Origin of the sequence: Streptomyces sp. APSN-46.1 (assembly GCF_022815725.1) — a bacterium.
Taxonomy (GTDB): domain Bacteria; phylum Actinomycetota; class Actinomycetes; order Streptomycetales; family Streptomycetaceae; genus Streptomyces.
On sequence record NZ_JALGRF010000001.1, the window covers coordinates 758,134 to 780,915 of the forward strand.

The 22,782-nt window shown below is 74.4% G+C and carries 10 protein-coding genes; 3 read left to right on the top strand and 7 right to left on the bottom strand.

Going from position 1 to position 22,782, the window contains the following annotated elements:
- Positions 1-2: 2 nt before the first annotated feature.
- Genes MTF65_RS03435 through MTF65_RS03445 form a run of 3 tightly spaced genes read right to left on the bottom strand, consistent with a single transcriptional unit; the run spans position 3 to position 13,570 of the window.
- Positions 3-485: a hypothetical protein gene (locus MTF65_RS03435; RefSeq protein WP_243626692.1), complete on the bottom strand. Its 483-nt coding sequence runs from the start codon at positions 483-485 to the stop codon at positions 3-5.
- Complete coding sequence (locus MTF65_RS03440; RefSeq protein ID WP_243626693.1) at positions 475-5,379, bottom strand: type I polyketide synthase; 4,905 nt, start codon at positions 5,377-5,379, stop codon at positions 475-477. The genes MTF65_RS03435 and MTF65_RS03440 overlap by 11 nt, the downstream gene beginning before the upstream one ends.
- Positions 5,372-13,570 carry a type I polyketide synthase gene (locus MTF65_RS03445; protein WP_243626694.1) on the bottom strand — a complete coding sequence of 2,733 codons (8,199 nt, stop codon included), beginning with the start codon at positions 13,568-13,570 and terminating at the stop codon, positions 5,372-5,374. The genes MTF65_RS03440 and MTF65_RS03445 overlap by 8 nt, the downstream gene beginning before the upstream one ends.
- A 483-nt stretch (positions 13,571-14,053) precedes the next feature.
- Here MTF65_RS03445 and MTF65_RS03450 point away from each other — a divergent pair, with 483 nt between their 5' ends.
- Entirely contained in the window at positions 14,054-14,947 is an 894-nt protein-coding gene (locus MTF65_RS03450; RefSeq protein WP_243626695.1) for a LysR family transcriptional regulator, read from the top strand.
- Positions 14,948-15,047: 100 nt separating this feature from the next.
- On the top strand, positions 15,048-16,316 hold the full coding sequence (locus tag MTF65_RS03455) for a putative Ig domain-containing protein (protein WP_243626696.1): 1,269 nt from the start codon (positions 15,048-15,050) through the stop codon (positions 16,314-16,316).
- A 31-nt stretch (positions 16,317-16,347) separates the two neighbouring features.
- On the opposite strand, the gene MTF65_RS03460 is transcribed toward MTF65_RS03455, so the two are convergent.
- From MTF65_RS03460 to MTF65_RS03475, 4 genes are all read right to left on the bottom strand, one after another.
- The gene (locus MTF65_RS03460) at positions 16,348-16,692 is read right to left on the bottom strand and encodes a hypothetical protein (RefSeq protein WP_243626697.1); all 345 of its coding nucleotides are present in this window, start codon (positions 16,690-16,692) and stop codon (positions 16,348-16,350) included.
- Positions 16,693-16,865: 173 nt separating this feature from the next.
- Positions 16,866-19,472, bottom strand: a complete 2,607-nt coding sequence (locus MTF65_RS03465; RefSeq protein WP_243626698.1) for an MDR family MFS transporter — start codon at positions 19,470-19,472, stop codon at positions 16,866-16,868.
- 150 nt (positions 19,473-19,622) lie between these two features.
- A complete protein-coding gene (locus tag MTF65_RS03470; RefSeq protein WP_243626699.1) occupies positions 19,623-20,933 on the bottom strand; it encodes a hypothetical protein in 1,311 nt (436 codons plus the stop codon).
- A 615-nt stretch (positions 20,934-21,548) separates the two neighbouring features.
- Positions 21,549-21,698, bottom strand: coding sequence for a hypothetical protein (locus MTF65_RS03475; protein WP_243626700.1), 150 nt, complete (start codon positions 21,696-21,698; stop codon positions 21,549-21,551).
- 289 nt (positions 21,699-21,987) lie between these two features.
- On the opposite strand from MTF65_RS03475, the gene MTF65_RS03480 reads away from it, so the two are divergent.
- The gene (locus MTF65_RS03480; protein WP_243627295.1) at positions 21,988-22,758 is read left to right on the top strand and encodes a PP2C family serine/threonine-protein phosphatase; all 771 of its coding nucleotides are present in this window, start codon (positions 21,988-21,990) and stop codon (positions 22,756-22,758) included.
- Positions 22,759-22,782: the final 24 nt, after the last annotated feature.

Consider the following 22,782-nt stretch of genomic DNA (forward strand, 5'->3'; position numbering starts at 1 on the left):
GCTCAGCCGGCCGACGCGGGTACGGCGGACACGTCGGCCACGGGCGCGGCGGGGGACGGCGTGCCGGGGGCGGTCGCGGCGGGGGCTGACGTGCCTGGCGCGGGCGCGGCGGGGGCTGGCGCGGCGGGCGTGGTCGTGGCGGGCTGAGGGACGGGTGGCGTGGTGAGGGGCGCGGTGAGGGGTGCGGTGGCCGCCGAGGACCGCGCGAGGGAGGCGTGCGTGATCCGGCCGATGTGTGTGACGAGTTCACCGACGGACATGGCGAGGATGGCGTCCATGTCCTTCTCCGCCAGGAAGCCCATCAGGTCCACGTCGGCGCCGTAGCGATGGTGCAGCAGCTCGGCGAGCGCGACGAACTCGACGCTCTCCAGAGCGAGATCCTCGTTGAACGTCGTCTTCATCGTGACCTCCTCCGCGAGCAGGTACTCGTCGCCGACGATCTCCACGAGCATCGAGGTGATCTCGGCGAGGATGTCAGGTGCCATGACGGGCCTCCGTGAGGGGGAAGGGGACGGGGGACGCCGCCGCGGGGCCGACGGTCCAGGCGACGACGTGGTCGAGCGGCGCGAGGGTGAGCAGGGTGGTGCGGACCGGGTACGTGCGCCCGTCGGGAGACCGCACCGACAGACCGCCGCAGTCCGGGCTTTCGGCGTCCTCGGTCACCCGCCACGCGCGGGGCCGGCCGCCGAGCCCGGTGCCCTCCGCCTTGGCGGCGGCCTCCTTGGCGCACCACAGGGCGGTCAGCGCGGCCGGCAGGCCGGTGCCCTCGCGGACGGCCAGCCCTTCGGCGAGTCGGATCTCGTCCGGGCCGAGGGCGATGCGGACCAGCGCGTCCGGGTCGGCGGTCACCGGCTCCACGTCGATGCCGACCGCCCGGGAGGGGTGAGCGAGAGCGACCGCGATCCGGTCCTTGTGCGCGATCGACAGCCGCAGGCCTCCGGTCAGCGGTCCCCGGGCCAGCGGGCGGCCCGCCGGATCGTTTCCGATCGGCACTTCCACCGGGAACACCGGACCGGCTCCGGCGTCCCACAACGCCTGGCGCAGCGCGTCCTTGGCCGCGATCCGGCCCAGCAGCCAGGGATCCCGGGCACGCGGCGACAGCCGCTCGTAGGCCGCCCGTTCGGCGGCGCCGAGGTAGCGGCGCATCACCAGCTCCCGCGAGGCGGGGTCGCTCCAGCGCCGGCGGGCCAGGCACCAGCCCTCGGGCCGGGGCTCGCCGATGCCGCACACCTCCGGGGTGAACTTCATCGGCCAGACCCGCTCGTCGGCGCCGAAGCGCCGGTACGTCCACCCCTCGATCCGCGCCCACACCTCGCCGGTGGCCCGGCGCAGCTCGATGTCACCGCGTACGGTGACGGCGCGCACCTCGCGGATGCGGGCGGTGGCGGCGACCAGCTCCCTCGGGGCCGGCGGGGGGCCGAAGAAGCGGACGCGGTCCACGGTGGCCGGGAACACCAGCCGGTCCACCGGCAGCCGCAGCTGCATCCAGTGCCCGAACAGCTGCCCGGCGGCGTCGAGCAGCGCGCCCGGATCGGGAAGCGCCCGCAGGACCCCCGCGATGCCGTCCGCGCCCACGGACCGCACCTCGTGCACCCCGGCGAAGCGGGGGCCGTGGAACATCCACCGGTCCCGGTACAGCGCCTCCGCGCTGACGGGGGCGGGCTCCGGGTCGCGCAGGGACGTGGGGTCGGGCGCGGGCGGCTCCCCGTAGCGCGGGCCGAGCAGCACGACCACGCTCGCGTACTCCCCGAGGGCGACGCGCGTCCGGCCGGGCCCATCGCCGCGGACGGTGACCTCGACGTCCACGGCCGGCTCGACGGCGAGCCACCGCAGGGCCCGTACGTCCTCGTAGCCGATGACGGCGAGGCCGGGCGGGGCGTACCGCAGGGCGGCCTCGGCGGCCAGCTCCAGCATGGTGGTCATGGGCACGACCGGGAACCGGTCGGAGTCCTCCGGCCAGCCGTCGGGCTGGAGGTACACGCAGTGGTCCCGTACGGAGGGCAGCGCGGCGAGGGACAGCCGCAGGAGTTCCTTCCCCGTGGCCCTTCCCGCACCGTGGTGGGCCGGCTCCGCGGGCACCGCCGCATCCGGCGGGCGTACGGCCGACCAGGCCTCGGTGACGCTCCGGGCGGCCGCGCCGGTGTCGGCGAGCACCGCGTCCAGGGCGGACAGCAGGACCGGCCGGGGACCGGCCGGCTCCGCCGGTGTCGGTGGGGCCTGCGGGGTCTCCAGGCTCGGCGGGCTCGGCAGGGTCGGCGGGCTCGGCGGGCTTGGCAGGCTCGGCGGGCTTGGCGGGCCCTGCGGGCTCGGCAGGGTCGGCGGACTCGGCGGGCTCTGCGCGCTCGGCGGGCTCGGCAGGCCCTGCGCGCTCGGCACATCTTGCGGGTTCGGCGGGTTCGGCGGGGTCTGCGGGCTCGGCAGGCCCTGCGGGCTCGGCGGGTTCGGCAGGTTCGGCGCGCTCGGCAAGCTCGGCAGGCCCTGCGCGCTCGGCAGACCTTGCGGGCTCGGCGGGTTCGGCGTCAGGAGGCCGGTTAGGGAGGCCCGGGCGGACTCGCCGAGGCGGACCAGCGGAGAACCGAGGTCCAGGGGCATGCCGCGGCCGGTACCGGGGCCGGAACCCCGCCCGGGGCTGGAGCTGGGCCCCGGACCGGTGGGCGCGGCCCGCGGGCCGCGGCGGCCGGCGGCCGGGGCGGCAGACGGCGCCGCTGCGCCCGCGGCGGTACCCGCTCCGGCCAGCCGGTCCCAGCGCGGGGCGTGCCCCTCGGCCCAGAGCGCGGCGCACGCGCGACGCAGCGCAGCCAGCCCGCCGAGGCGTGGAGAGGAGGCGGCCACCGAGAGGTGGGGGTGTTCGCGCAGGGTGTCCTCGACGAACCCCGGCAGGCTGCCGGGGCCCAGCGTCACGAAGCTCCGGACGCCCTCGTCCTCGTAGAGCCGCAGGATCAGCTCGCGGAAGCGGACCGGCTCCAGGAGGTGGCGGACCACCAGCTCCCGTACGTCGCCGGGCGCGGAGGGGAACGGCGCGCACGTGGTCGCCGACCAGACGGGGAGGGAGCCGGCCCGCGGCGGCAGCCGCTCGAAGGCGGCCCGGACCTGGCCCAGGTACGGCTCCCACATCGGGGTGTGGAATCCCGAGCGGAAGGGCAGCTCCTGGCCGAGCACCCCATCGGCGCGCAACCGGGCGACCACGGAGGCGACTTGGCCGGGATCCCCGCATATCACCGACTGGTGCGGGCAGTTGTCGTGGCTGACCACGACCCGGTCCAGGCCGTGGAGCGCCGCCTCCGCCCGCCGCGCACCGCAGCCCAGCGCCGCGTACACGAGATCCGGGACCAGCAGGTCGCCCGGCCGCAGCGAGGCGAGGAAGGTGTCGGCCGCTTCCCGCGGATACATGCCGGCGGCCACCATCGCCGCCCACTCCCCCAGGCTGTGGCCCGCCAGTACCTCGGCCTCGATGCCGAGCCCGGGCAGGACCTCGGCGAAGAACCGGCCGGTCGCGATCGCGTCCAGGGCCCGTTCGACGAGTGACGAGCCCCGGGTGAGCGGGGGCCGGGCGAGCCCGAGCCGGTCCGCCACGTCGTCCACCACGGGCGCGAACTCCGGTTCCAGGCCCGGGAACAGGAAGGCGGTCCGGCCGCCCAGCGGCTCCGGGGCGAACCACACGTCCCCGCGCCCCCGCCAGGCGCGCCCGCGCGCCACCGCCTTCGCGGCCAGCGCGAGCCGCTGCGGTGTCGGCCCGACCACCGCCAGCCGGCACGGCCCGTCGCCGCCCGACACCGGTGCTCCGGAGGCCAGTTGGTCCGACAGCCGGGCCGACAACCGCTCGGGGCTGTCCGCCGCCAGCAGGAGTACGTCCTCCCGGGCGGAGGCCGGACCCACGGGCGCGGCCCCGGCTCCCAGCGGCAGGAACCGCCTCGTCGGAGCCGTCGGGCGCGCGGCCGCCGGAGCCTCCTCCAGTACCACGTGCGCGTTGATCCCGCCGAAGCCGAACGCGTTGACCCCGGCCCGGAGGGGCGCCGGTCCGCGTTCCCAGGGCTCCGCCGCCGCCAGGGGCCGCATCCGGGTCCGTACCAGGTCCGGGTGCGGCTCCTCCAGGTGCAGGGTCGGCGGCAGCACCCCCTCGTGCACCGCGAGCGCGGCCTTGATCAGCCCGGCCATACCGGAGGCCTGCATGGTGTGCCCCAGCATCGACTTCACCGACCCGAAGCCGATCCCGCGCGCGTCCCCCCGCTCGGGCGGGCCGAACACCTGGGCCAGGGTGTCCAGTTCGGCTGTGTCCCCGACCGGGGTGCCCGTGCCGTGCGCCTCCAGCAGCCCGAGCGCGCCCGGCGACCGCGGATCCAGACCCGCCTCCCGCCAGGCCCGCTCCAGTGCCCGTACCTGGCCGGCGACGAGGGGACTCATCAGGCTCGCCGCACGGCCGTCCCCGGCCACGCCCGTGCCGCGGATCACCGCGTAGACGCGGTCGCCGTCCCGCTCCGCGTCCGCCAGCCGCTTCAGCAGCACCACGCCGGTGCCTTCGGACAGCAGGGTGCCGTCGGCCCGGCGGTCGAAGGGCCTGATCCGCTCGCTCGGGCTGAGCGCCCGCAGTTGCGTGAACACGCTCCACAGCGTGGCGATGTGGCAGTGGTGCACCGCGCCCGCGACCACCGCGTCGCAGCGCCCGGACGCCAGCAGGCCCACGGCCTGGTCCACGGCCAGCAGTGAGGAGGCGCAGGCCGCGTCCAGGGTGTAGGCGGGGCCGCGGAAGTCCAGCCGGTTCGCGGTCCGGGCGGCGGTGAAACTCGGTACCAGTCCGATCGACGCGTCCGGCCGCTCCGGGCCGAGCGCCTCCTGGAACGCCGACCGCACCTGCGAGATCCGCCGCTCGCCCAGCTCGGGCGCGAGCTCCCGTAGGGTATGCGCCAACTGGTGTGCGGTACGTACCCGTTGGTCCAGGCGGGCCGTGGCCACTCCCATGAATCCACCGCGCCCCAGCACCACCCCGATCCGGGAGCGGTCGGCCGGCAGCCGGTCCTCGCCGCCCGCGTCCGCGAGGGCCTCGGCCGTCGCGTGCAGGGCCAGCATCTGGTCCGGCTCGGCGCCCTCCACCGCGGCCGGCATGATCCCGAACCGGGTCGGGTCGAAGGCGGCGAGGCCGTCGACGAAGCCGCCGCGCCGGCAGTAGAAGCGGTCGCCCGAGGCGGGGCCGCCGGCGCCGTCCGGGTCGTAGTACACGTCCGGATCCCAGCGGTTCGGGGGGACTTCACCGATGGAGTCCGTGCCGGCGAGGAGATTGCGGCGGTACCCGGCCAGGTCCGCGGCCCCCGGGAAGACGGCGCCCATCCCCACGATCGCCGCGTCGGTCGGGCGGGGGCCGCCGCGCCTCTGTCGCTCACTCATCGCCGCGGCCCTCCCGCGCCATCAGGACCACCTGTACGTCGGTTCCGTGCGCGAGTTCGGCGAGGAACGCGGCGGTGCCGGCCTCCGGCGTGATCAGCGGGATGCCGCGCCGGGCGTACGCGTGCTCCAGCTCGGGGGTGACCATCCCGCCCGCCTCCGCCGCCCAGGGTCCCCAGTCGACCGCCAGCACCCGGCCGGGGAAGGACTCCGCCCAGGTGTGCGCGAGGCCGTCGAGCGCGTCGTTGGCCGCGGCGTAGTCACTCTGGCCGCGGTTGCCGTAGACCCCGGCGACGCTGCCGAACAGGGCCAGGAACCGGGGCGCGGGCGCCGTGCCGTGCTCGGCGGCTGCGGCGGCCAGGTGGCGGGCGCCGGCCACTTTGGCGGTGAACACCTCGGTGAAGTCGGCGGGTTGCTTGTCGCGCAGCAGCCCGTCGCGCAGGATCCCGGCGCCGTGCACGATGCCGTCGAGCCGGCCGTGCCGGGCGCGGATGTCGGCCACGACGGCCCGTACGGCCCGCCCGTCGGTGACGTCCGCCCGGTGGTAGCGGACGGAGGCCGCCGTCGTGGCGAGGGCCGCCAGGGTGGCCCGTACCTCGCGCTCGGCGAGGATCCGGGAGGCCGCCGCCTCGATCTCGGCGGGCTTGCGGAGCCCCGCGGCGATCAGCGCGGCGCGGAGCGCGACCCGGTCGTGCGCGTGCCCGAACTCGTCCTCCTGGGGCGGTGGTTCGGGGGTGCGGCCGAACAGTTCCACGTGGCAGCCGGTGGCGCGGGCCAGCGCGAGGGCGGTCCGGGCGGTGATCCCGCGGGCCCCGCCGGTGAGCAGCACCACGGAGCCGGCGTCGAGGGATGCCGGGGCGGCGGGCGTGGCGAGCAGCGGCGCGGGCACCGGGCGGCGGGTGACCCGCAGGCCCTCGGCGGTGTACCCGACGGACGCGGGGGCGTCGGCGGGGGCGTCGGTGGCCGCCACGTCGCAGCTCAACTCGGCGAGGAGCTGCGCCGCCACTTGCTCGGGGGCCTCCTTGGGGTGGACGTCCACGGCGCGGATCAGCGCGCCGGGGAATTCGAGGGCGGCGCTGCGGGCGAAGCCGTGCAGGCCCGCGCCGCGGGTGCCGGGCGTGGAGACGAGGAGCAGCCTGCGCACCCCGCCGGTCAGCGCCCTGCGCAGGCCGGGGAAGGCCTGGGGCAGCACGGGCTCGGCGTCCGACCCCTCTGGCCCCTCTGACCCCTCTGGCCGCAGCGCGGACAGATCGACGACCCCGTCCAGGGCGGCCTCCGCTTCGGCGAGGACCCGCACCTCGGCCCCGTGGGCCCGCAGGGCCTCGCCGAGTACGAGCGCGACGCCCTGGCCGTCCTCGACGACCCCGATCCGCAGCCCGCGCAGGGCCTCGGGGTTTCCGGCGGCCTGGGCTACGGGGACCAGGCCGACCCGAAACCGGCTGACCGGGGCCGAGGCGGGGCCGGCGGCGGGGGCCGGGTTGGGAACCGGGCCGGGGCCGGCGGCCTGGCGCACGTGCAGGGCCGGGACCGGGGCCGGATTGGCGCCGGCGGCGGGGCGCGCGTGGAGGGCCGGGACGGGGGCCGGGCCGGGGGCCGCGTGAGGGGGCGAGCCGGGAACCAGGACGGGGTCGGCGGCCGGGCGCGCACGGGGGGCCGGGTTGGACGCCGGTGCGGCGACCGCAACCTCGGCGGGCTCCGGCTCCGGCGCCGACGCCGACGCCGACGCCGACGCCGACGCCACTGACGGTTCCGCTTCGGGCTCGGCGGTGTGGGAGGTGACCCAGTCGACGATCCCGCGAAGGGTCTTGATCCGGGACAGCTCCTCGACGGCGGACTCGGCGGTCCCGTCCGTGCCCTGCGGGAGCCCGATCCGGTCGGCGAGGGCGCCGATGATCTCGACGCGCTTGATGGAGTCGATCGACAGGTCCGCCTCCAGATCCAGCCCGGGGTCGAGCATGTCCCGCGGGTACCCGGTCCGGGTGTGCACGATCTCCAGGACGATGTCCATGACCACCTCGGCGGACCGGTCGCATCCAGCGGGTTGCGGTGTGCCGGTGTCCGCCGGACCGCCGGCCGCGAACACGCCCGCCACATCGCTCCGCCACAGCCCGGGCACAACCCCCGAGCCCCCGGACATCCCCATACCAGGGACTGCCCCCGGCCCGCCCGCCTGGGCGCCAACCGCGAACACGCCCGGGACCGCGCCCACCACATCGCTCTGCCACGGCCCAGGCACGACACCCGGGACCCCGGACATCCCCGCCCCGGGGGCGTCGGCCGCGGGCATCCCTGTGCCTGGCGCTGCGCCCGCCTGGTGCCCGCCGCTATGTGCGGACGCCAGCCATGAGTCGCGGGCTGCGCCGGCGGGGGCCCCGGGGATCCCCGGGCCGGCCGTCTCGGTGGCGGGCCACGGGTGGGGCGCCGCCTGGCCGGCTGGGGCGGGTCCGGCGGTGTGGGGCATCGCCGTGCCCACGGGGTGGCTGCCGTTGGGCTGGGACAGCCCCGGTACGGGGCCAGCCCCGGCCCAGCCCTCAGTCCCGGGCGCGGTGAGGGGCCACCCGGTGTGCCCCGCCTCAGCCGGGCCCACCCCGGGGGCCGGGGGCCGGTCGCCCGCGGATGCCGCCGCGCCCAGGTAGCCCAGCAGGATGTCCCGCTGTGCCTGGACCAGTTCGCGGGTACCGCGGAGGTACTCCAGCACCGCCTCCTCACGCCGGTCGGCGGCCGCCCGCGTAGCCGAGGCCACCCCCCGGCCCGGATCAGCAACTCCGGACACCGAGGTGCCGTTCACGGCTTCCGCAGCCGGGACCGGGCCTGAGCCTTGGCCTGCGGCCAGGACCGAAGCCGAACCCCCACCCACCCCTGCGCCGGCGGCCACCCACCAGCCCAGATCAGCCACTCCGGACACCGAGGTGCCGCTCACCGCTTCGGCGGCCGGGACCGAAGCCGGGCCTACGGACAGGTCCGGGACCGGACCGGCGGTCGGGATTGGGACCGGGCCTGCGGGCAGGGCCGGACCGGCGGTCGTAGCAATCCCCGGGCCTGCGGCGGAAGCCGTGACGGCATCGGCGGGCGGCGCGGTGGTCGCGCGCGGAGCCGGGACCGCCCCCGCCGCCGGAGGCAACCGGCGGGCCGGCTGGAGGCCGCCCGCGATCGGGGTGCCGTCCGACGTACGGACCAGGTGGCCGTCGACCAGCCAGCCCGGGCGGCGCGGGGCGCGGTCCGGCAGAGCGGAGGTGCGGCCGCGGAAGAGGGCCTCGGGGGCGACCGGAACGCCCGCCGCCGCCAGCTCCGCCAGCGCCGTGACCAGCCGGACCAGGCCGTGCTCGCCCGGCACGTCCAGCGGGACCACCGTATGCGGGCGGTCGCCCAGGATGCGGCCCAGCAGGCCGGAGAGCACCCGGCCCGGGCCCGTCTCCACGAAGGTCCGGACGCCGGCCGCGTACATGGCCTCCACTTCCTCCACGAAGCGGACCGGCTCCGCGAGCTGGCGCGCGGCCAGGCCTCGTACCTCTTCGGCGGAGGCCGGATACGGCCCGGCCGTCGTGTTCGACCACACCTGGATGCCCGGCGCGGACACCGCCGTGGCCGCGAGTTCCGTCGCGAGGGCGGCCGCCGCCCCCGCCACCACCTCGCTGTGGAACGCGCACGCCACGGGCAGCGGTTCGGCCGACAGGCCCGCCTCACGCAGCGCCGACACCGCCGCGGAAACGGCCGCCGCCGGGCCCGAGATCACACACTGCCGGGGCGCGTTGTGGTTCGCCACCACGCATCCGGCGCGCGCCGCGATCTCCCGTACCTCCTCCGGCGCCGCCGACACCGCCGCCATCGACCCCGGATCCGCCCCGGCGGCCGCCACGATCGCCTCGGCCCGGCGGGTGCTGAGCCGCAGCAGGTCCCGTGTGTCGTACGCCCCTGCCGCCCAGAGCGCCGTGAGTTCTCCGTACGAGTGCCCGGCCACGCAGTCCGGCCGTACGCCGAGTTCACCGAGCAACAGATGCGCGGCCGCCCCCGCCAGCCCGAGCGCCGGCTGGGCCACCCGGGTGTCCGTGACCGCCGCCCGCCGAGCGGCCCGCTCCTCGGCGGTGAACGCCGCCGGCGGGAACATCGCCGAGACCACCGCCCCCGGCGCCTCGTCCAGCAGCCCGCGCACCTCGGGGAACGCCATGAACAACTCGCCCAGCATGCCGGGGCGTTGGCTGCCCTGCCCGGGGAACAGGAACGCCACCCGCCCCGGATCCGCCGATTCCGCCCGTACGTGGACCCCCGCGCCCGGAGTGAAGGCCCGCGCCCGCTCCAGCCGGGCCGCCAGTTCGTCCGGGCCGGCGGCCACGACCGCCACCTGGACCGGCCCGGGGTCGGAGGCGACCTCTGCCGCGAGGTCGCGCAGCGCCCACGGCCGCCCGGCCGCGTCGTTCTCCTCCAGGCGGGCCGCGAGCCGCGCCATCGCCCGGCCCGCCGCCCGCCGGTCCTGGCCGCGGAAGCAGAACAGCTCGGCCGGCCACTTCTCCAGCCCGTGCCGGGGTTCCCCGGCTCCCCCGTAACCGGCCAGTACGGCGTGGTAGTTGGTGCCGCCGAAGCCGAAGGCGCTCACCCCGGCGATGCGCCGCTGCGGGGGCTGCGGCCAGGGCCGGGCCTCGGAGGAGAAGAAGAAGGGGCTGGTATCCGCCCGCCAGGCCGGGTTCGGCGTGTCGATGTGCAGGGTCGGGGGGCGCACGCCCGCGTGGACCGCCCGGGCCGCCTTGATCAGCCCGGCCAGCCCCGCCGCGCACTTGGTGTGGCCGACCTGTGATTTCACCGAGCCCAGGGCGCAGGATCCGACCTCGGCCCCGGAGGCCGTGAACAGCTCGCTCAGCACGGCCAGTTCGGTGCTGTCGCCGACCACGGTGCCGGTGCCGTGCGCCTCGACCAGCCCCACCTTGCCGGGGGCGACCCCGGCGCGTTCGTAGGCTCGTTCCAGCGCTCGCCGCTGGCCTTCCGGCCGGGGCGCCGTGAGGCCGAGTGAACGGCCGTCGCTGGAGGCGCCGACCGACTTGATCACGGCGTAGACCCGGTCCCCGTCCCGCTCCGCGTCCGCGAGCCGCTTCAGGACGAGCGCGCCCACGCCCTCACCGAGGGCGATGCCGTCGGCGGCCGCGTCGAAGGGCCGGCAGCGTCCGCCGGGCGACAGGGCGCGGACGGAGGCGAACATCAGGTAGTCGTTGATGCCGTTGTGCACGTCGGCGCCGCCGCACAGCACCATGTCCGAGTCCCCGTCGCGCAGTTGGCGGCAGGCGAGGTCCAGCGCGGCCAGCGAGGAGGCGCAGGCGGCGTCGACCGTGCAGTTCGCGCCGCCGAGGTCGAGGCGGTTGGCGACCCGGCCCGCGATGACGTTGGCGAGGATCCCGGGGAAGGAGTCCTCGGTGAGGCGCGGCAGTTGCTCGTCCAGCGCGGGCGGGAGTTCGCCCAGGTAGGCGGGGTGCAGGGCGCGCAGTCCGTACGCGCCCGCCAGTTCGGTACCGGCCTCCGCACCGAAGACCACCGAGGTGCGGGAGCGGTCGAACTCCCGGCCCTTGCCGTAACCGGCGTCGCCGAGCGCTCGCGCGGATATCTCCAGGGCCAGCAGCTGTACCGGCTCGATCCCGATGAGGGAGGCGGGCGGGATGCCGTACGCGAGTGCGTCGAAGGGCACCGGGCCGAGGAATCCGCCCCAGCGGGACGGGGTGCGCTCGCCGGCCCGGGCCGGGTCGGGGTCGTAGTAGAGCGTCGGATCCCAGCGCTCGGCGGGCACCTCGGTCACGGCGTCCGTCCCGGCGAGCACCATGGCCCAGTAGGCGGCGAGGTCGGGGGCACCGGGGTAGGCGCAGGCCATCCCGACGATGGCGATGTCGAGCGGGTCGGACGGCGGCGCGGGGGCCGGTTCGGCGAGGTCCAGGGCCCGCCGTTCCAGAAGCCGCGTGGCCCCCTCGGTCACCTGGGCGTGCAATGCGGCGACGGTGGTGGTCGCGGTCCGCAGGGTCGCGGCCTGACCGAGCATGAACAGCCCCTCGGCGTACTGCTGTTCCTCACTCACAGACTCCAGCGGGACGCCCTCCGTCCGCTCCACCCCGCCCCCGCCAGCCGCGACCACCCCGGCCGCGCCGGCCTCACCGGCCTCACCGGCCGCCCCAGCCTCACGGGCAGCCCTGGCCGCTCCGGCATCACCGGCCGCAATGGCCGCAATGGCCTCATCAGCAGCCCTGGCAGCACCGGCATCACCGGCCGCCCCAGGCGCCCCAGCCGCCATGGCCGCCCCGGCTTCACCGGCAGCACCGGCAGCACCGGCAGCACCGGCAGCACCGGCAGCACCGGCAGCCACCGTCACCCCGGCGGAGCCGCCCGGCTGGGGTCGGCGCAAGCCCTTGGCGGCGATCCGTAGCCGCCCCAGGTTGAGCCCCTCCAGTTCCTCCCACATCCGCCGCGGCTCGGTGCCGCTCTCCGCGAGCCGGCGCCGGGTCTCCTCGAAGGTCTCGGCGTACGGAGTGGCCGCGCAGCGCGTCGCGTGGCCGGGCGCGGTGTGCAGCAGCACGGTCCGCGTGCACTCCACCGCCGCGCGCTGGAAGCCCGGCAGCACCGCGCCCGCCGTCACCGCCTCCGCCGTGAACAGGTAGGCGGTGCCCATCAGCACGCCGATGCGCGCGCCGCGCTCCGCCAGAGGCGCCGCGGCCGCCATCGCCATCGCCGCGGAGCGCTCGTCGTGGATCCCGCCCGCGAACAGCACGTCCAGGGCCTCCGGTTCGGGGCAGGACAGCAGCCGCTCGATCTGTTCCTCCCACAGCGGGAAGGAGGCGCGCGGCCCGACGTGCCCGCCGCACTCCAGCCCCTCGAACACGAACCGCCGTGCCCCCTCGGCGAGATACCGCTCCAGCAGCCCTGGCGAGGGCACATGGAGGTGTGTCCGGATCCCGGCCGACTCCAGCGGGGCCGCCTGCGCCGGGGTTCCGCCGGCGATGATCGCGTACGGCGGGCGGATCTCGGCCACGGCCGCCAGCTGCTCCCGCCTCAGTTCGGGCGGTGCGAAGCCGAGCAGACCCACGCCCCAGGGACGTTCCCCGAGCCGTTCGGCGCTCTCGGCCAGCAGCCGGCGTACGTCCGGGCCCTCCATCACCGCGAGCGCCAGGTACGGGACCCCGCCCGCGCCGGCCACCGCCTCGGCGAAGGCCGCCTGGTCACTGACCCGGGTCATCGGGCCCTGCGCGACGGACAGCGGCCGCGCGAGCGGCCGGGCCGACACCGCCGCCGCCAGGTGCCCGGCGATGGCCCCTCGTACGGCCTGGAGCACACCGCCCGTGGTCCGGTACCGCGCGGCCAGCCGGGCAGCCGAGGCCCCGTCCTGGCCGACGGGCAGCAACTGCGCGCGCAGGTCCCGGGCTCCGAGCAGTGCGGCCACCGGCCCCTCGGGCGGGTTCAGGTCGGGCCGCGCGAACACCCGGTGTCCGTCGGCCAGCCTGGTCTCGGAACCGTCCATCGCCCGGAGCGCCGCCGCCACTTCCCCCGGCAGTCCGGCCTCCCCCTCGACCGTCAGGGTCAGTTGTACGTCGAGCAGCACCCCGGCCGCCCCGCCCGCGACGGCGGCGGCCGCCGTGTGCGGACCGATCCCGCCGTGCGCCCGTACGGGTACTCGGACCCCCGGGTCGCCGAGCAGCTGCTGGAGCAGCACGAAGGTGGTGGCCCCGCCCACCCGGCCGCCGGCTTCGTGGCCCTTGGCGACGAGCGCGTCCGCCCCGGCGGCCACGGCCGCCGCGGCCTCCGCCGGGCTGGTGACCTCGGCCCAGATCCGGGGCCGCCCGGCCGCCGCGGCCCACGCGGCCACCTGCGCCGAGGTGTGGGACGCGGGGTCGGCGAGCAGCACCGTGTCCACCTCGGCGGGGAGTTCCCGGGGCCGGACCGGGCAGTCGGCCGGCACCCGCACCCCGTAGGGGCGGCCGCGTCCGTCACCGCCTCCGTCACCACCTCCGTCACCGCCTACGCCGCCTACGCCACCGCCGAGCCTGCGGGCAAGCTCCGCGAAGCCGCGCCGCGCGGCGCTCGGGTCCCGGCCGAGATCGAGCAGCCCGAGGGCCCCGGCGCGCTCGGCGGCGATCACGATCCGCGGGTGCGGCTCCTCGAAGGGGCTGACCGCGACGACGAGGTCACGGGTGGCGGCGGACTGCGGGGACTGGGGGGACTGGGGGGTCACGGGCGCTCCTCATCCAGTGCTGTGTGACATGGCGCAGTACGGGGCGGAAGAACGGAAGAACGAAGGAAGGGCTGATAGACCGGGGGGGTTCGGCGGTCTCGCACATCGGCCGGGCGGCCCGCCGCCGGTACGGCGGGCTTGATCGGTGGTCAAACACCCTCACGCCGCGATGCATCGTGCGGTGGCCGCCCCGCACTGTCAACAGGCATACGGAATACGATGCTTCGCGTCACGGGCACGCGCGCACCACCCGGCGGGCGCCCCATGGGGAGCCGCCGCACGCCCCCGCCGAGCCGGTGGCCTGGGGTGATTCCCGCCGAACCGGGCCGACCTCGGCGCGCGGGCCGACGTAGAGCATCCTCGCGGGCATGCCGCTTCAGCATGCTTCACCGCCGAACCGGGTATGAACACCGCTCGGGAGACGGGAAGTTGTTCACCCGAGGAGCCCTTACAGGTACAGCCTCACGCGGTTACCGTCCGGTCATGACCCCCACACTCGCGCAGCTCCGCTACCTCGTCGCCGTCGCCGACTGCCGGTCCATCACCGGCGCCGCCGCCTCGGTCTTCGTCGCCCAGTCCGCCCTGTCCCGGGCTGTCCAGGCCATGGAACGCGATCTGGGCGTCGAACTCCTCGCACGCCGGGGAAGGGGGGTGGACCTCACACCGGAAGGGGCCCGGGTCGTCCGACTGGCCCGCACCGTGCTCAATGCGGTGGAGGCCATCGACGACATAGGGACCCCGCACGGCAAGGACGCCCGGGCCGCCCTGACCCTCGTCACCACACCCACCCTCGCGCTCGATCTGGCCACCGACCTGGTCGCCGCCTTCACCGAGCGGCACCCGACCGTGGACGTCCGGCTCCAGCAGCACGACAGCCGGGAGGCGCTGACCGAGGAAGTGAACCAGGGGCGCTCGGAGTTGGCGCTGGTCGACCTGCCTGTGGACAAGGAGCTCTCCACCCATTTCATCCAGGAGCGCGAGGTGGTGCTGATCTCACCGATCGGCTCCCGACTGCCCCACCCGCTGCCGTTCCGCATGCTCGACGGACTGCCGATGGTGCTGCCCACCCCCGGGACCGGCCGGCGCACCGAGATGGAGGCCATGTTCAGCTGCCTCGGAGTCCGGCCCGTGCCGTCCCTGGAGGTAGACGAGCGTCTCGCCTGGGTGACGGGCGTGACCGACGGCCGCGGCTCCCTGATCTGGTACCGCGACGTGGTGTTGAGAGCCTTCGGCAGCCGGGCCGAGATCCGTTCCTTCACGCCGCCCCTGCTGCGCCCCGTGGGCATCGCGCACGCACGCCGGCCGCTGAGCCGCGCGGCCCGCGCCTTCATCGCGCACGCCGGGCACAAGGCGCCCATGCGGGAACCGGTGCGCTGAGCCCCCGGCGACCACGCATGCCCCCGTGGCATTGAACGATGCTCGAACGGGCGGTGGTTGGGCCTGGCGACACCGGCTGATGTCCCATCACATGGTGTGCATGTCCAGACTCCTCACACCCCGCCGGGCCGCCGCCGCCCTCGCGACCGCGGCCCTCGCCACGATCCTGCCGGCCGCCGCCTGGATGACCAGCGCCACGGCCTCCCCGGCCTCGTCCGCCGCCACGACGGCGGCCGCCGAAGCCCTGGCGCCGGAGAAGAAGTGCACCCTCCCCGGCGGCCTCGCCGAACTCAGCGGTCTCGCCGCGAGCCGCAAACACGCGGGCGTCTTCTACGCCCTCAACGACAGCGGGAACACCAACCAGGTCTTCGCCATCGACTGCACCACCGCCACCGGCCGGCTCGCGGCCACCTTCACGGTCTCCGGCGTCGGCAACACCGACTGGGAGGCATTGGCGATCGGCAAGGACGCCACGGGCGGCCCCGCGATCCTGGTCGGCGACATCGGGGACAACTTCAGCGGCCGCGCGGAGATCTCCGTGCACGCCTTCGCCGAGCCCGACCAGCTCGCCAACGCCACGGTGACGCCGGTGACCTACCGCTTCGCGTACGCCGACGGCAAGCACGACGCCGAATCCCTGCTCGCCGACCCCGTCACCGGCCGGCTCTACGTCGCGAGCAAGGTCATCGGCGCGGCGGGTCAGTTGTACCAGGCCCCGCTGCCACCGGTGACAGGCCCGCTCAACACCCTCACCGCGGTCCGACCCGGCCCGGTGTTCGCCACCGACGGCGCGTTCTCGCCGACCGGGGCCTCGTACACCCTGCGCAGCGGCGGGCCGCTGGGCGCCAACACCGCGACCGTGTACGACACGGCGGGGGTCAAGCTGGCGGACGTCGCCCTGCCCGCGCAGTCGCAGGGGGAGACGGTGACGTACGCCGACTGCGCCAACCTGCTCGTGGGCTCGGAGAACGACACCCAGATCTGGCGGGTGCCGCTCCCTCCGGAGGCCACGCCGGGCTGCGGCACGACCCCGACGCCGACCCCCACGCCGACCCCGACCCCTACGCCGACTCCCACACCCACCCCCACTCCCACACCCACGCCCGGTGATCTGAAGTTCACCAACCCCGGTCCGCAGACGTGCAAGTTCAACCAGTCCTGCACCATCCAGCTCACCGCCACCGGTGGAAAGGCCCCCGTCCGGTACGCCGCCACCGGCCTGCCCTGGGGTCTGGCCCTCGACGCCACCTCCGGACGCGTCACCGGCAAGCCCTGGGGCAGCGGGACCGTCACGGTCACCGCCACGGCGACCGACTCCACCGGAGCCACCGCCGGCACGTCCTTCGCGTTGACCGTCAACTGGTTCTGAGACGGGCCGGGCCGAATCAGCCCCCGGCGGCTCAGGTCGGCCAGCCCTGGCCGGCCGGCGGACGGTAGCCAGGCCACGCCGGGGCAGGGAACCGGGCCGCACGGCGCTTACCGGCTTCGTGCAGGAGGAACGTGATTCCCGAGACGAGTGTCGCGGCGAACGACAGGGCCAGGATCGCCGGCCGAAAGACGTTGGCGGCTCCTACGAGGATCATCCACATCGCCGATGAACCTGCCGCCACGACCAGCAGCAACGGGATCCTGGCCCGGAGTCGCAGCCTGCGGCTCGTCACGACGAAGAAGTAACCGAGGACCGCGCCCGGCGTGACAGACACGACCAGGCCCAAAGCGAGGAAGATGAGAAAGGCGATGACCACGTCGCACTGACCTCCGGATCTCATGGCAAACCCGCGCACAGGCAGGCGGATCCACATCCCCCCTGCTCCGGCAGGCTCCCACGCCCGCCATGCTGCCAGAAAATCTGAACACGTTCAATGCAGGCCGCCTCGACCCCACGTCGGCGACGGATCGCGCGGCCGATCGGGACAGTTCACCAGCCTGTCGTGTGCAGCGGCGGCTCGATGCCCTTGGGGGCCTTGGGGGCCTCGGGGGCCTTGGCCGTGACCATCAGGCCGGCGAGCAGACCGGCGAGCAGTAGGCCGCCGAACGCCCACCAGAGGGTGGTGGTGTAGCCGCGCAGCAGTTCTTCCGTGATGGTCTCAGCGCCTGAGGACACATGGCGCAGACGAGCGGCGAGCACGCCGCTGATCAGCGCCGCACCGATCGCTTCACCCACCTGCTGGGCCGTGATGAGGGTTGCCGAGGTCGCGCCGGAGTGCGGCGGGGCGATGCCGGCGGTCGCGGTGGCGGTGGCGGTCGCGAAGATCGGCATGAAGGCCAGCCCCGTGCCGAAGCCGGTGAGGAGCATGCCGGGCAGTACCTGGGTGGTGTAGGCGCCGTCGAGCTTGAGGCCGGTCAGGAGCAGCAGCCCGAGAGCCGTGGTCAGCAGGCCCGCGACGATCAGGACGCGGGGCGCGGTGCGGTGCAGCAGGCGGGCCGAGACCTGGGTGGAGCCGATGAGAATCGCGGCGACCATGGGCAGGAAGGCCACCCCGGCCATGGCCGGGGTGTAGCCGAGGACACTCTGCAGGTAGAAGTTCAGGGACGGGAAGAGGGCGAGGAAGCCGACGCCGGCCAGGAGCAGGGCCAGGAGACAGCCGACGCGGGTGGGGTCCTTGACGACGTACGGCGCGAGGAGTGGGCTCGACGTTCTGGTCTGCCACCACAGGAAGGCCACGAGCAGGACGACGCCCGCCGCGAGCGGGACCACGGTCAGGAGGTCGCTCCATCCGCGCGGCTGGACCTCGCTGATGCCGTAGGTGAGGGCGGCGATTCCGCCGGAGCCGAGCAGCACGCCGAGCACGTCGAGGCGGGCGGCGCCGGTGCGGCCCGGGCGGTCGTGCAGCAGGGTGAGCGCGCCGATCAGGGCGATCACGGCGATGGGGATGTTGGCGTAGAGGGACCAACGCCAGTCCAGGTTCTCAACGAGCCATCCGCCCGTGAGGAGCCCGAGTGCGGAACCGCCGACGGCGATCGCGGCGTAGATCCCGAAGGCCATGCGGCGTTCCTTCGGGTCGGTGAAGCCGGTGGTGACCAGGGCCAGCGCGGACGGTGTCAGCAGCGCGGCGAAGACTCCCTGCAACGCGCGGGCCCAGACCAGCACGGTCGAATCGCCGGCCGAGCCGCCGAGCGCGGAGGCTGCCGCGAATCCGATCAGGCCGATGATCAAGGCCTGTTTGCGCCCGACGAGGTCCGCGATGTGCCCGCCGAGCAGCAGCAGCGCGCCGAAGGCGAGGGCATACGCGTTGAACATCGGCCCCATGTCGCCGGCGGGGAGACCCAGGTCGGCCTGGACGGAGGGCATCGTCATGTTGAAGGTCGTCGCTTCGAGCAGCACCATCAGCTGCACCAGGGCGATCACCGCCAGTCCCCACCAGCGCCTGGGGTGCGGGGACACCGAGTCCTGTGGGTGGGCCGGGGGCGGGGGCGCGGACCAGGCGCCGGGGGGTGGGCCGGGCGGTGGGCCGAACCCCTTCGCGAGGCTGAGGTGCGCTGGAGCCGTCGGGGCGTACGCGGGCGGCGGGGGCAGCGGCTGAAACTGGGGCTGCGGCTCGGGCTGCGCGGGCTCGGGCTGCGCGGGCGAGATGCGGGGGTCCGGCTCTACGGCGGGTGTCTCAGCTGCGGCGTCAACGGGTGTTGCGGGGGCGTAGTCCAGCAACTGGGCGGCATGACGGCCGAGTTGCGCCAACACCGTGCCCGGCAGCCATTCCGCGGCCTGATCCGTCGCCGTACGCGCGGCCACCTGCTGGGGGGTGGGCCGCTTGGCCGGGTCCTTGTGCAGGCATGCGCGTACGAGATCGACCAGCGACTCCGGTACGCCGGTCAGGTCCGCCTCCTCCTCGGCGACCCGGAAGAGGTGGGCGTTCAGGCCGGTGTCCGTGGCCCCGAAGAGCAGGCGCCCGGTGGCGGCGTAGACGAGGACGGCGCCCAGGCAGAAGACGTCGCTGGCGGGGGTGAGTTCAAGGCCGCGGACCTGTTCCGGCGACATGTAGCCAGGGGAGCCGATCAGCATGCCGGTGCGGGTGTGCAGGCTGTCCCCGGCGAGGCTGTCCATCGCCCGTGCGATGCCGAAGTCGATGACGCGGGGGCCGTCGACGGTGACGAGGACATTGGACGGCTTGAGGTCACGATGGATCAGGCCCGCCTCGTGTACGGCCCGCAGGGCGAGGGCGAGGCGGTTGGCGAGGGTGTGGACCGAGTGCTCGGGCAACGGCCCGAAGTCCTTGGCGACGACGGCGTGCAGGTCGGGCCCCGGGATGTACTGGGTCGCCACCCAGGGCACGGCGGCCTCCGTGTCGGCGTCGAGCACGGCCGCGGTCCAGCTCCCGCCCACCCGCCGCGCAGCGGCCACTTCACGCGCGAAGCGCTTGCGGAACTCGGGGTGCCCGGCATACTCGGCCTGCACGACCTTCACGGCCACGGTTCGTCCGCCCTCGGAGCGACCCAGATAGACCAGTCCCATCCCGCCGGCGCCCAGCCGGGCGATCAGACGATACGGGCCTATGCGGGTCGGGTCTTCGCTGATCAGCTGGTCCACAAGAAAAAGGTAGTACAACCATCCAACAAGGGCGGGGCCATCAGGCGAATCATGTCGCCCCCCGGCTCGGGCTCAGGTGCCGACGGCTCGCCCCACACCGTGGCCTTCACGGTGTGGGGCGAGGTCACGCACCCGGTTCCATGACACGGCCTAGCCGTTGATGATCTTGTCGTAGCGCAGGGCGACGTACCCCGAGGCTGCGTGGCCGGCGATGCGGGCGTCGGAGCCGCCGTTGAGGTAGTCCTGACCGCGCATCATGTCGTCTGTGGTGTTGGCCTCGTGGATGTACGAGAACTTGCCGGCGGCCTTGTCGACCCACTTCTCGAAGAGCACGACGTGCCCGTCCTGGGTGTTGAGCGCGTCACCCGGCAGCAGGTCCGACTTGGAGATGACGCTGCTGACGTTCGGCAGGCTGTAGGTCGTGTAGCTGGTGTTGGCGTGCCAGGCCATGGAGACGAAGCCGGAGCAGTCGGTGCGGTAGGAGTGGTCGCCGTCCGGGTCACTGGCGTAAGCACCCTGGTTGTACGGGATGTCACGGTTGAGCCAGTTCACGGCCCGGCTCATGACCTCGCTGCGGGCGATCTGACCGCCCTGGGTGGAGGGGGTGGGGCTGGGGGGGATCGGCGGCTGGTAGGTGCAGTCGCTGGCGTAGGCGGAGAGCAGGGTCTGGGTCCAGCCGCTCGCGTCGACCGGGTCGTCGGAGTGGTAGGCGATGTCGGTGCCCTTGCCGTCGGTGGGGTCGGCGTCGTGGTACCAGTACATTCCGCCGTTCGTACGCCCGTAGTAGAGGCCGCCGCCGGGCGAGACCAGGTTGTCGACCGCCGACCAGCCGGCGCTCTTGAGCTCCGAACTCTCCCAGTCCCCCACGCCGTTGATCTGGTAGGAGAGCAGCCGGCCGTCGGCCGTGCTGGCGATGAGGACGTCGTCTCCGGCGGCGGCGAGCGTCTTGAGGACGAAGCCCTCGTCGATCACCGCGTGCTTGGCGATGTGGGCGGATCCGGAGGGCTTGGCCTGGGAGACGTTGTAGCGGTGGAGCTGGCCGGCGACCGTGCCGTAGAGGTGGCCGTAGCCGTCGTAGGTCATCTTGTCGAAGGTCCAGCCACCGTCCCAGATCTTGGTGACTCCGGCCAGGGCCAGGGCGTTGTCGTTGGTCTGGATGTCGACGCGGTACAGGTCGCCGGCCGTCGATGTCACCAGGACGGTGTTGAAGTTGAGGGTGGCCATCGCCTTGGGCGTGAAGCCGAGGTTCGTGCCGATCAGCGTCTTGACCCGGTCACCGGTGTTGGGGGATATCGCCGTGTAGGTGAGGCGTCCGTCGGCGAGGATGCCGTAGATCGATACGTCGCCTCCGCAGATGGCGGCGGCGTGGGCCGGCGCCGAGCTGAGGGTGACCATGCCCAGGGTCGTGGCACCGAGGGCGAGGGTGGCGGCGGACCGGCGGAGGGCGCGGCGGAGCTTCATGGCTTTCTCCTGCGGAGAGAAGTGGGAAGGGGCGCGGGAGGTACACCCGACCGACGCCACAGCTGCCCTGCAGGTGCAGCTGTGCGGTCTGTTGCGGGTGTGGCGCCCGGTGACGTCCACTAATCTCGTTGCGCGGCCCGGGAGTTGGAAGGGCGGATGGCTGGACGGAATCGGTCCTGGCCGGTTTGGTCCGCGCGCCGGGTCCGGGCCGCCCGCCGGAGGCAGCGGCGACCGTCTGGGAGTTGAGTCGAATGGCGCCGGATCGGCTCGCCGTGGCTGCGTCCGTGGCGTTCGGGCCGGGGCCGGTGCGTACCGGGGGGGCGTGACGGTGGCTCCGAGGGTTCCGCGACCGTCGAAAAAGGCGGAGCGACTGGGACGCCCCTCTGCGTCTCGCTCCGCCTACTCCCCCGTGCTCCCCCTACTCCCCCCTACTCCCCCGGAACCCCGCCCGCCTGGTACTTGGCCTCCGCCAGCCATTCCGCCGGCCGCCGCTCAAACGTGGTCCGCCGCAACTCGCCGTTCTCGTAGCAGCAGAAGAGGCGACGCATCGGCTTCGTGCCTCGATGCGCCGCCGTCTGGATCACAAGGGTTGAGGAGATGCTCGGCTCCGGGCGTTCAGGGCTTCAGGCTGCTGAAGCCCACCTCGAAGCTCTCGACCGAGACGATGCGCTGGCCCTCGCGGCGCGCGGTCTCCTCGCGGATGCGGGCGGCGGTGCTCTCGCTCGCCCGCATGGTCTGCTCGTCCTCCCACAGGGTCAGCGACACGGCCTTTCCCGTGGCCCGGTCAACGAGGTAGTAGGCCCCGATGAACCCGGGAACATCCTCAACCCGCTTGACGATCGCTTCCGAAAGGACGGTCAGGTCTCCCCCTGGGGGAACCGGTGATCCTTGGTAGGTGCTCAGCCTCGCGAACATCGCCGAAACCCTTCCTGGACGGCTTGCCGGTCGGGGGACGGACAGCTTCCAGAACCAGCGTGCGGCAGCCGACGGCACGCCGCATGCCGAGCGGCAGACCTGCCCCCTCGGCGGGACAATGGGAGGGGAGGAGATCGAGGTGCCGTACATAGCCGTTACCGCTTTGAGCCATGTCGGGCTGATACGCGATCACAACGAGGACAGCCTCGCGGTCGGCCCGTGGACGCTGTGCGGTACCGTCACCGACAACCCCCAGACCCTCATCTTCCCTTACGGCAGACCGCTCGTGGTCGCCGTGGCCGACGGGCTCGGCGGGCATCCGGCCGGTGAGGTGGCCAGCGAACTGATCGTGCGCCGACTCTCCGTCCTCGGCCACTCACTGGACGGCGAGCAGGCTCTTCGTGACGAACTGGAAGCAGGCAACCACGCAGTGTACGCGGCTGCGGAGGGCAGGCCCGACCTGACCGCCATGGGGACCACCGTCGCGGGGGTCCTCGTCCTCGCGGACTCCCTGCTGGCGTTCAACGTCGGCGACAGCAGGGTGTTCGAGGTGGACCCGGAGGGCGGCTTGCGCCAGGTGAGCGTGGACGACAGCCCGCCGTCGGCGCAGGGACGGCGCACCACGTCCATCGTCACGCAGACGCTCGGCGGCAGCCGCGCCTTCAGCCCCGTCGCACCGCACGTGGCGGCCTTCGCACCGGAGGAGGGCGACCGCTACCTGGTGTGCAGCGACGGCCTGACCGACCCGGTGCCCGAGGACGTGATCGGGAGCGTGCTGCGCACCGCCGACGACGGCAGGGCCGCCTTCGAGCTGTGGAAGGCCGCCATCGAAGCCGGAGGCCCCGACAACATCACCCTCGCGCTCGTCCGCATCGGAGATGAGGGTGTCGAGGAAGGCGCACCTGGCTAGGTCGGAAAGGGGGCAACCAACCTG

What these genes read in the sequence shown, in the direction of transcription:
- MTF65_RS03440 (WP_243626693.1), bottom strand. Translation starts at nt 5,379, where the DNA reads ATGAGTGAGCGACAGAGGCGCGGCGGCCCCCGCCCGACCGACGCGGCG.
- MTF65_RS03450 (WP_243626695.1), top strand. Translation starts at nt 14,054, where the DNA reads ATGACCCCCACACTCGCGCAGCTCCGCTACCTCGTCGCCGTCGCCGAC.
- MTF65_RS03435 (WP_243626692.1), bottom strand. Translation starts at nt 485, where the DNA reads ATGGCACCTGACATCCTCGCCGAGATCACCTCGATGCTCGTGGAGATC.
- MTF65_RS03455 (WP_243626696.1), top strand. Translation starts at nt 15,048, where the DNA reads ATGTCCAGACTCCTCACACCCCGCCGGGCCGCCGCCGCCCTCGCGACC.
- MTF65_RS03470 (WP_243626699.1), bottom strand. Translation starts at nt 20,933, where the DNA reads ATGAAGCTCCGCCGCGCCCTCCGCCGGTCCGCCGCCACCCTCGCCCTC.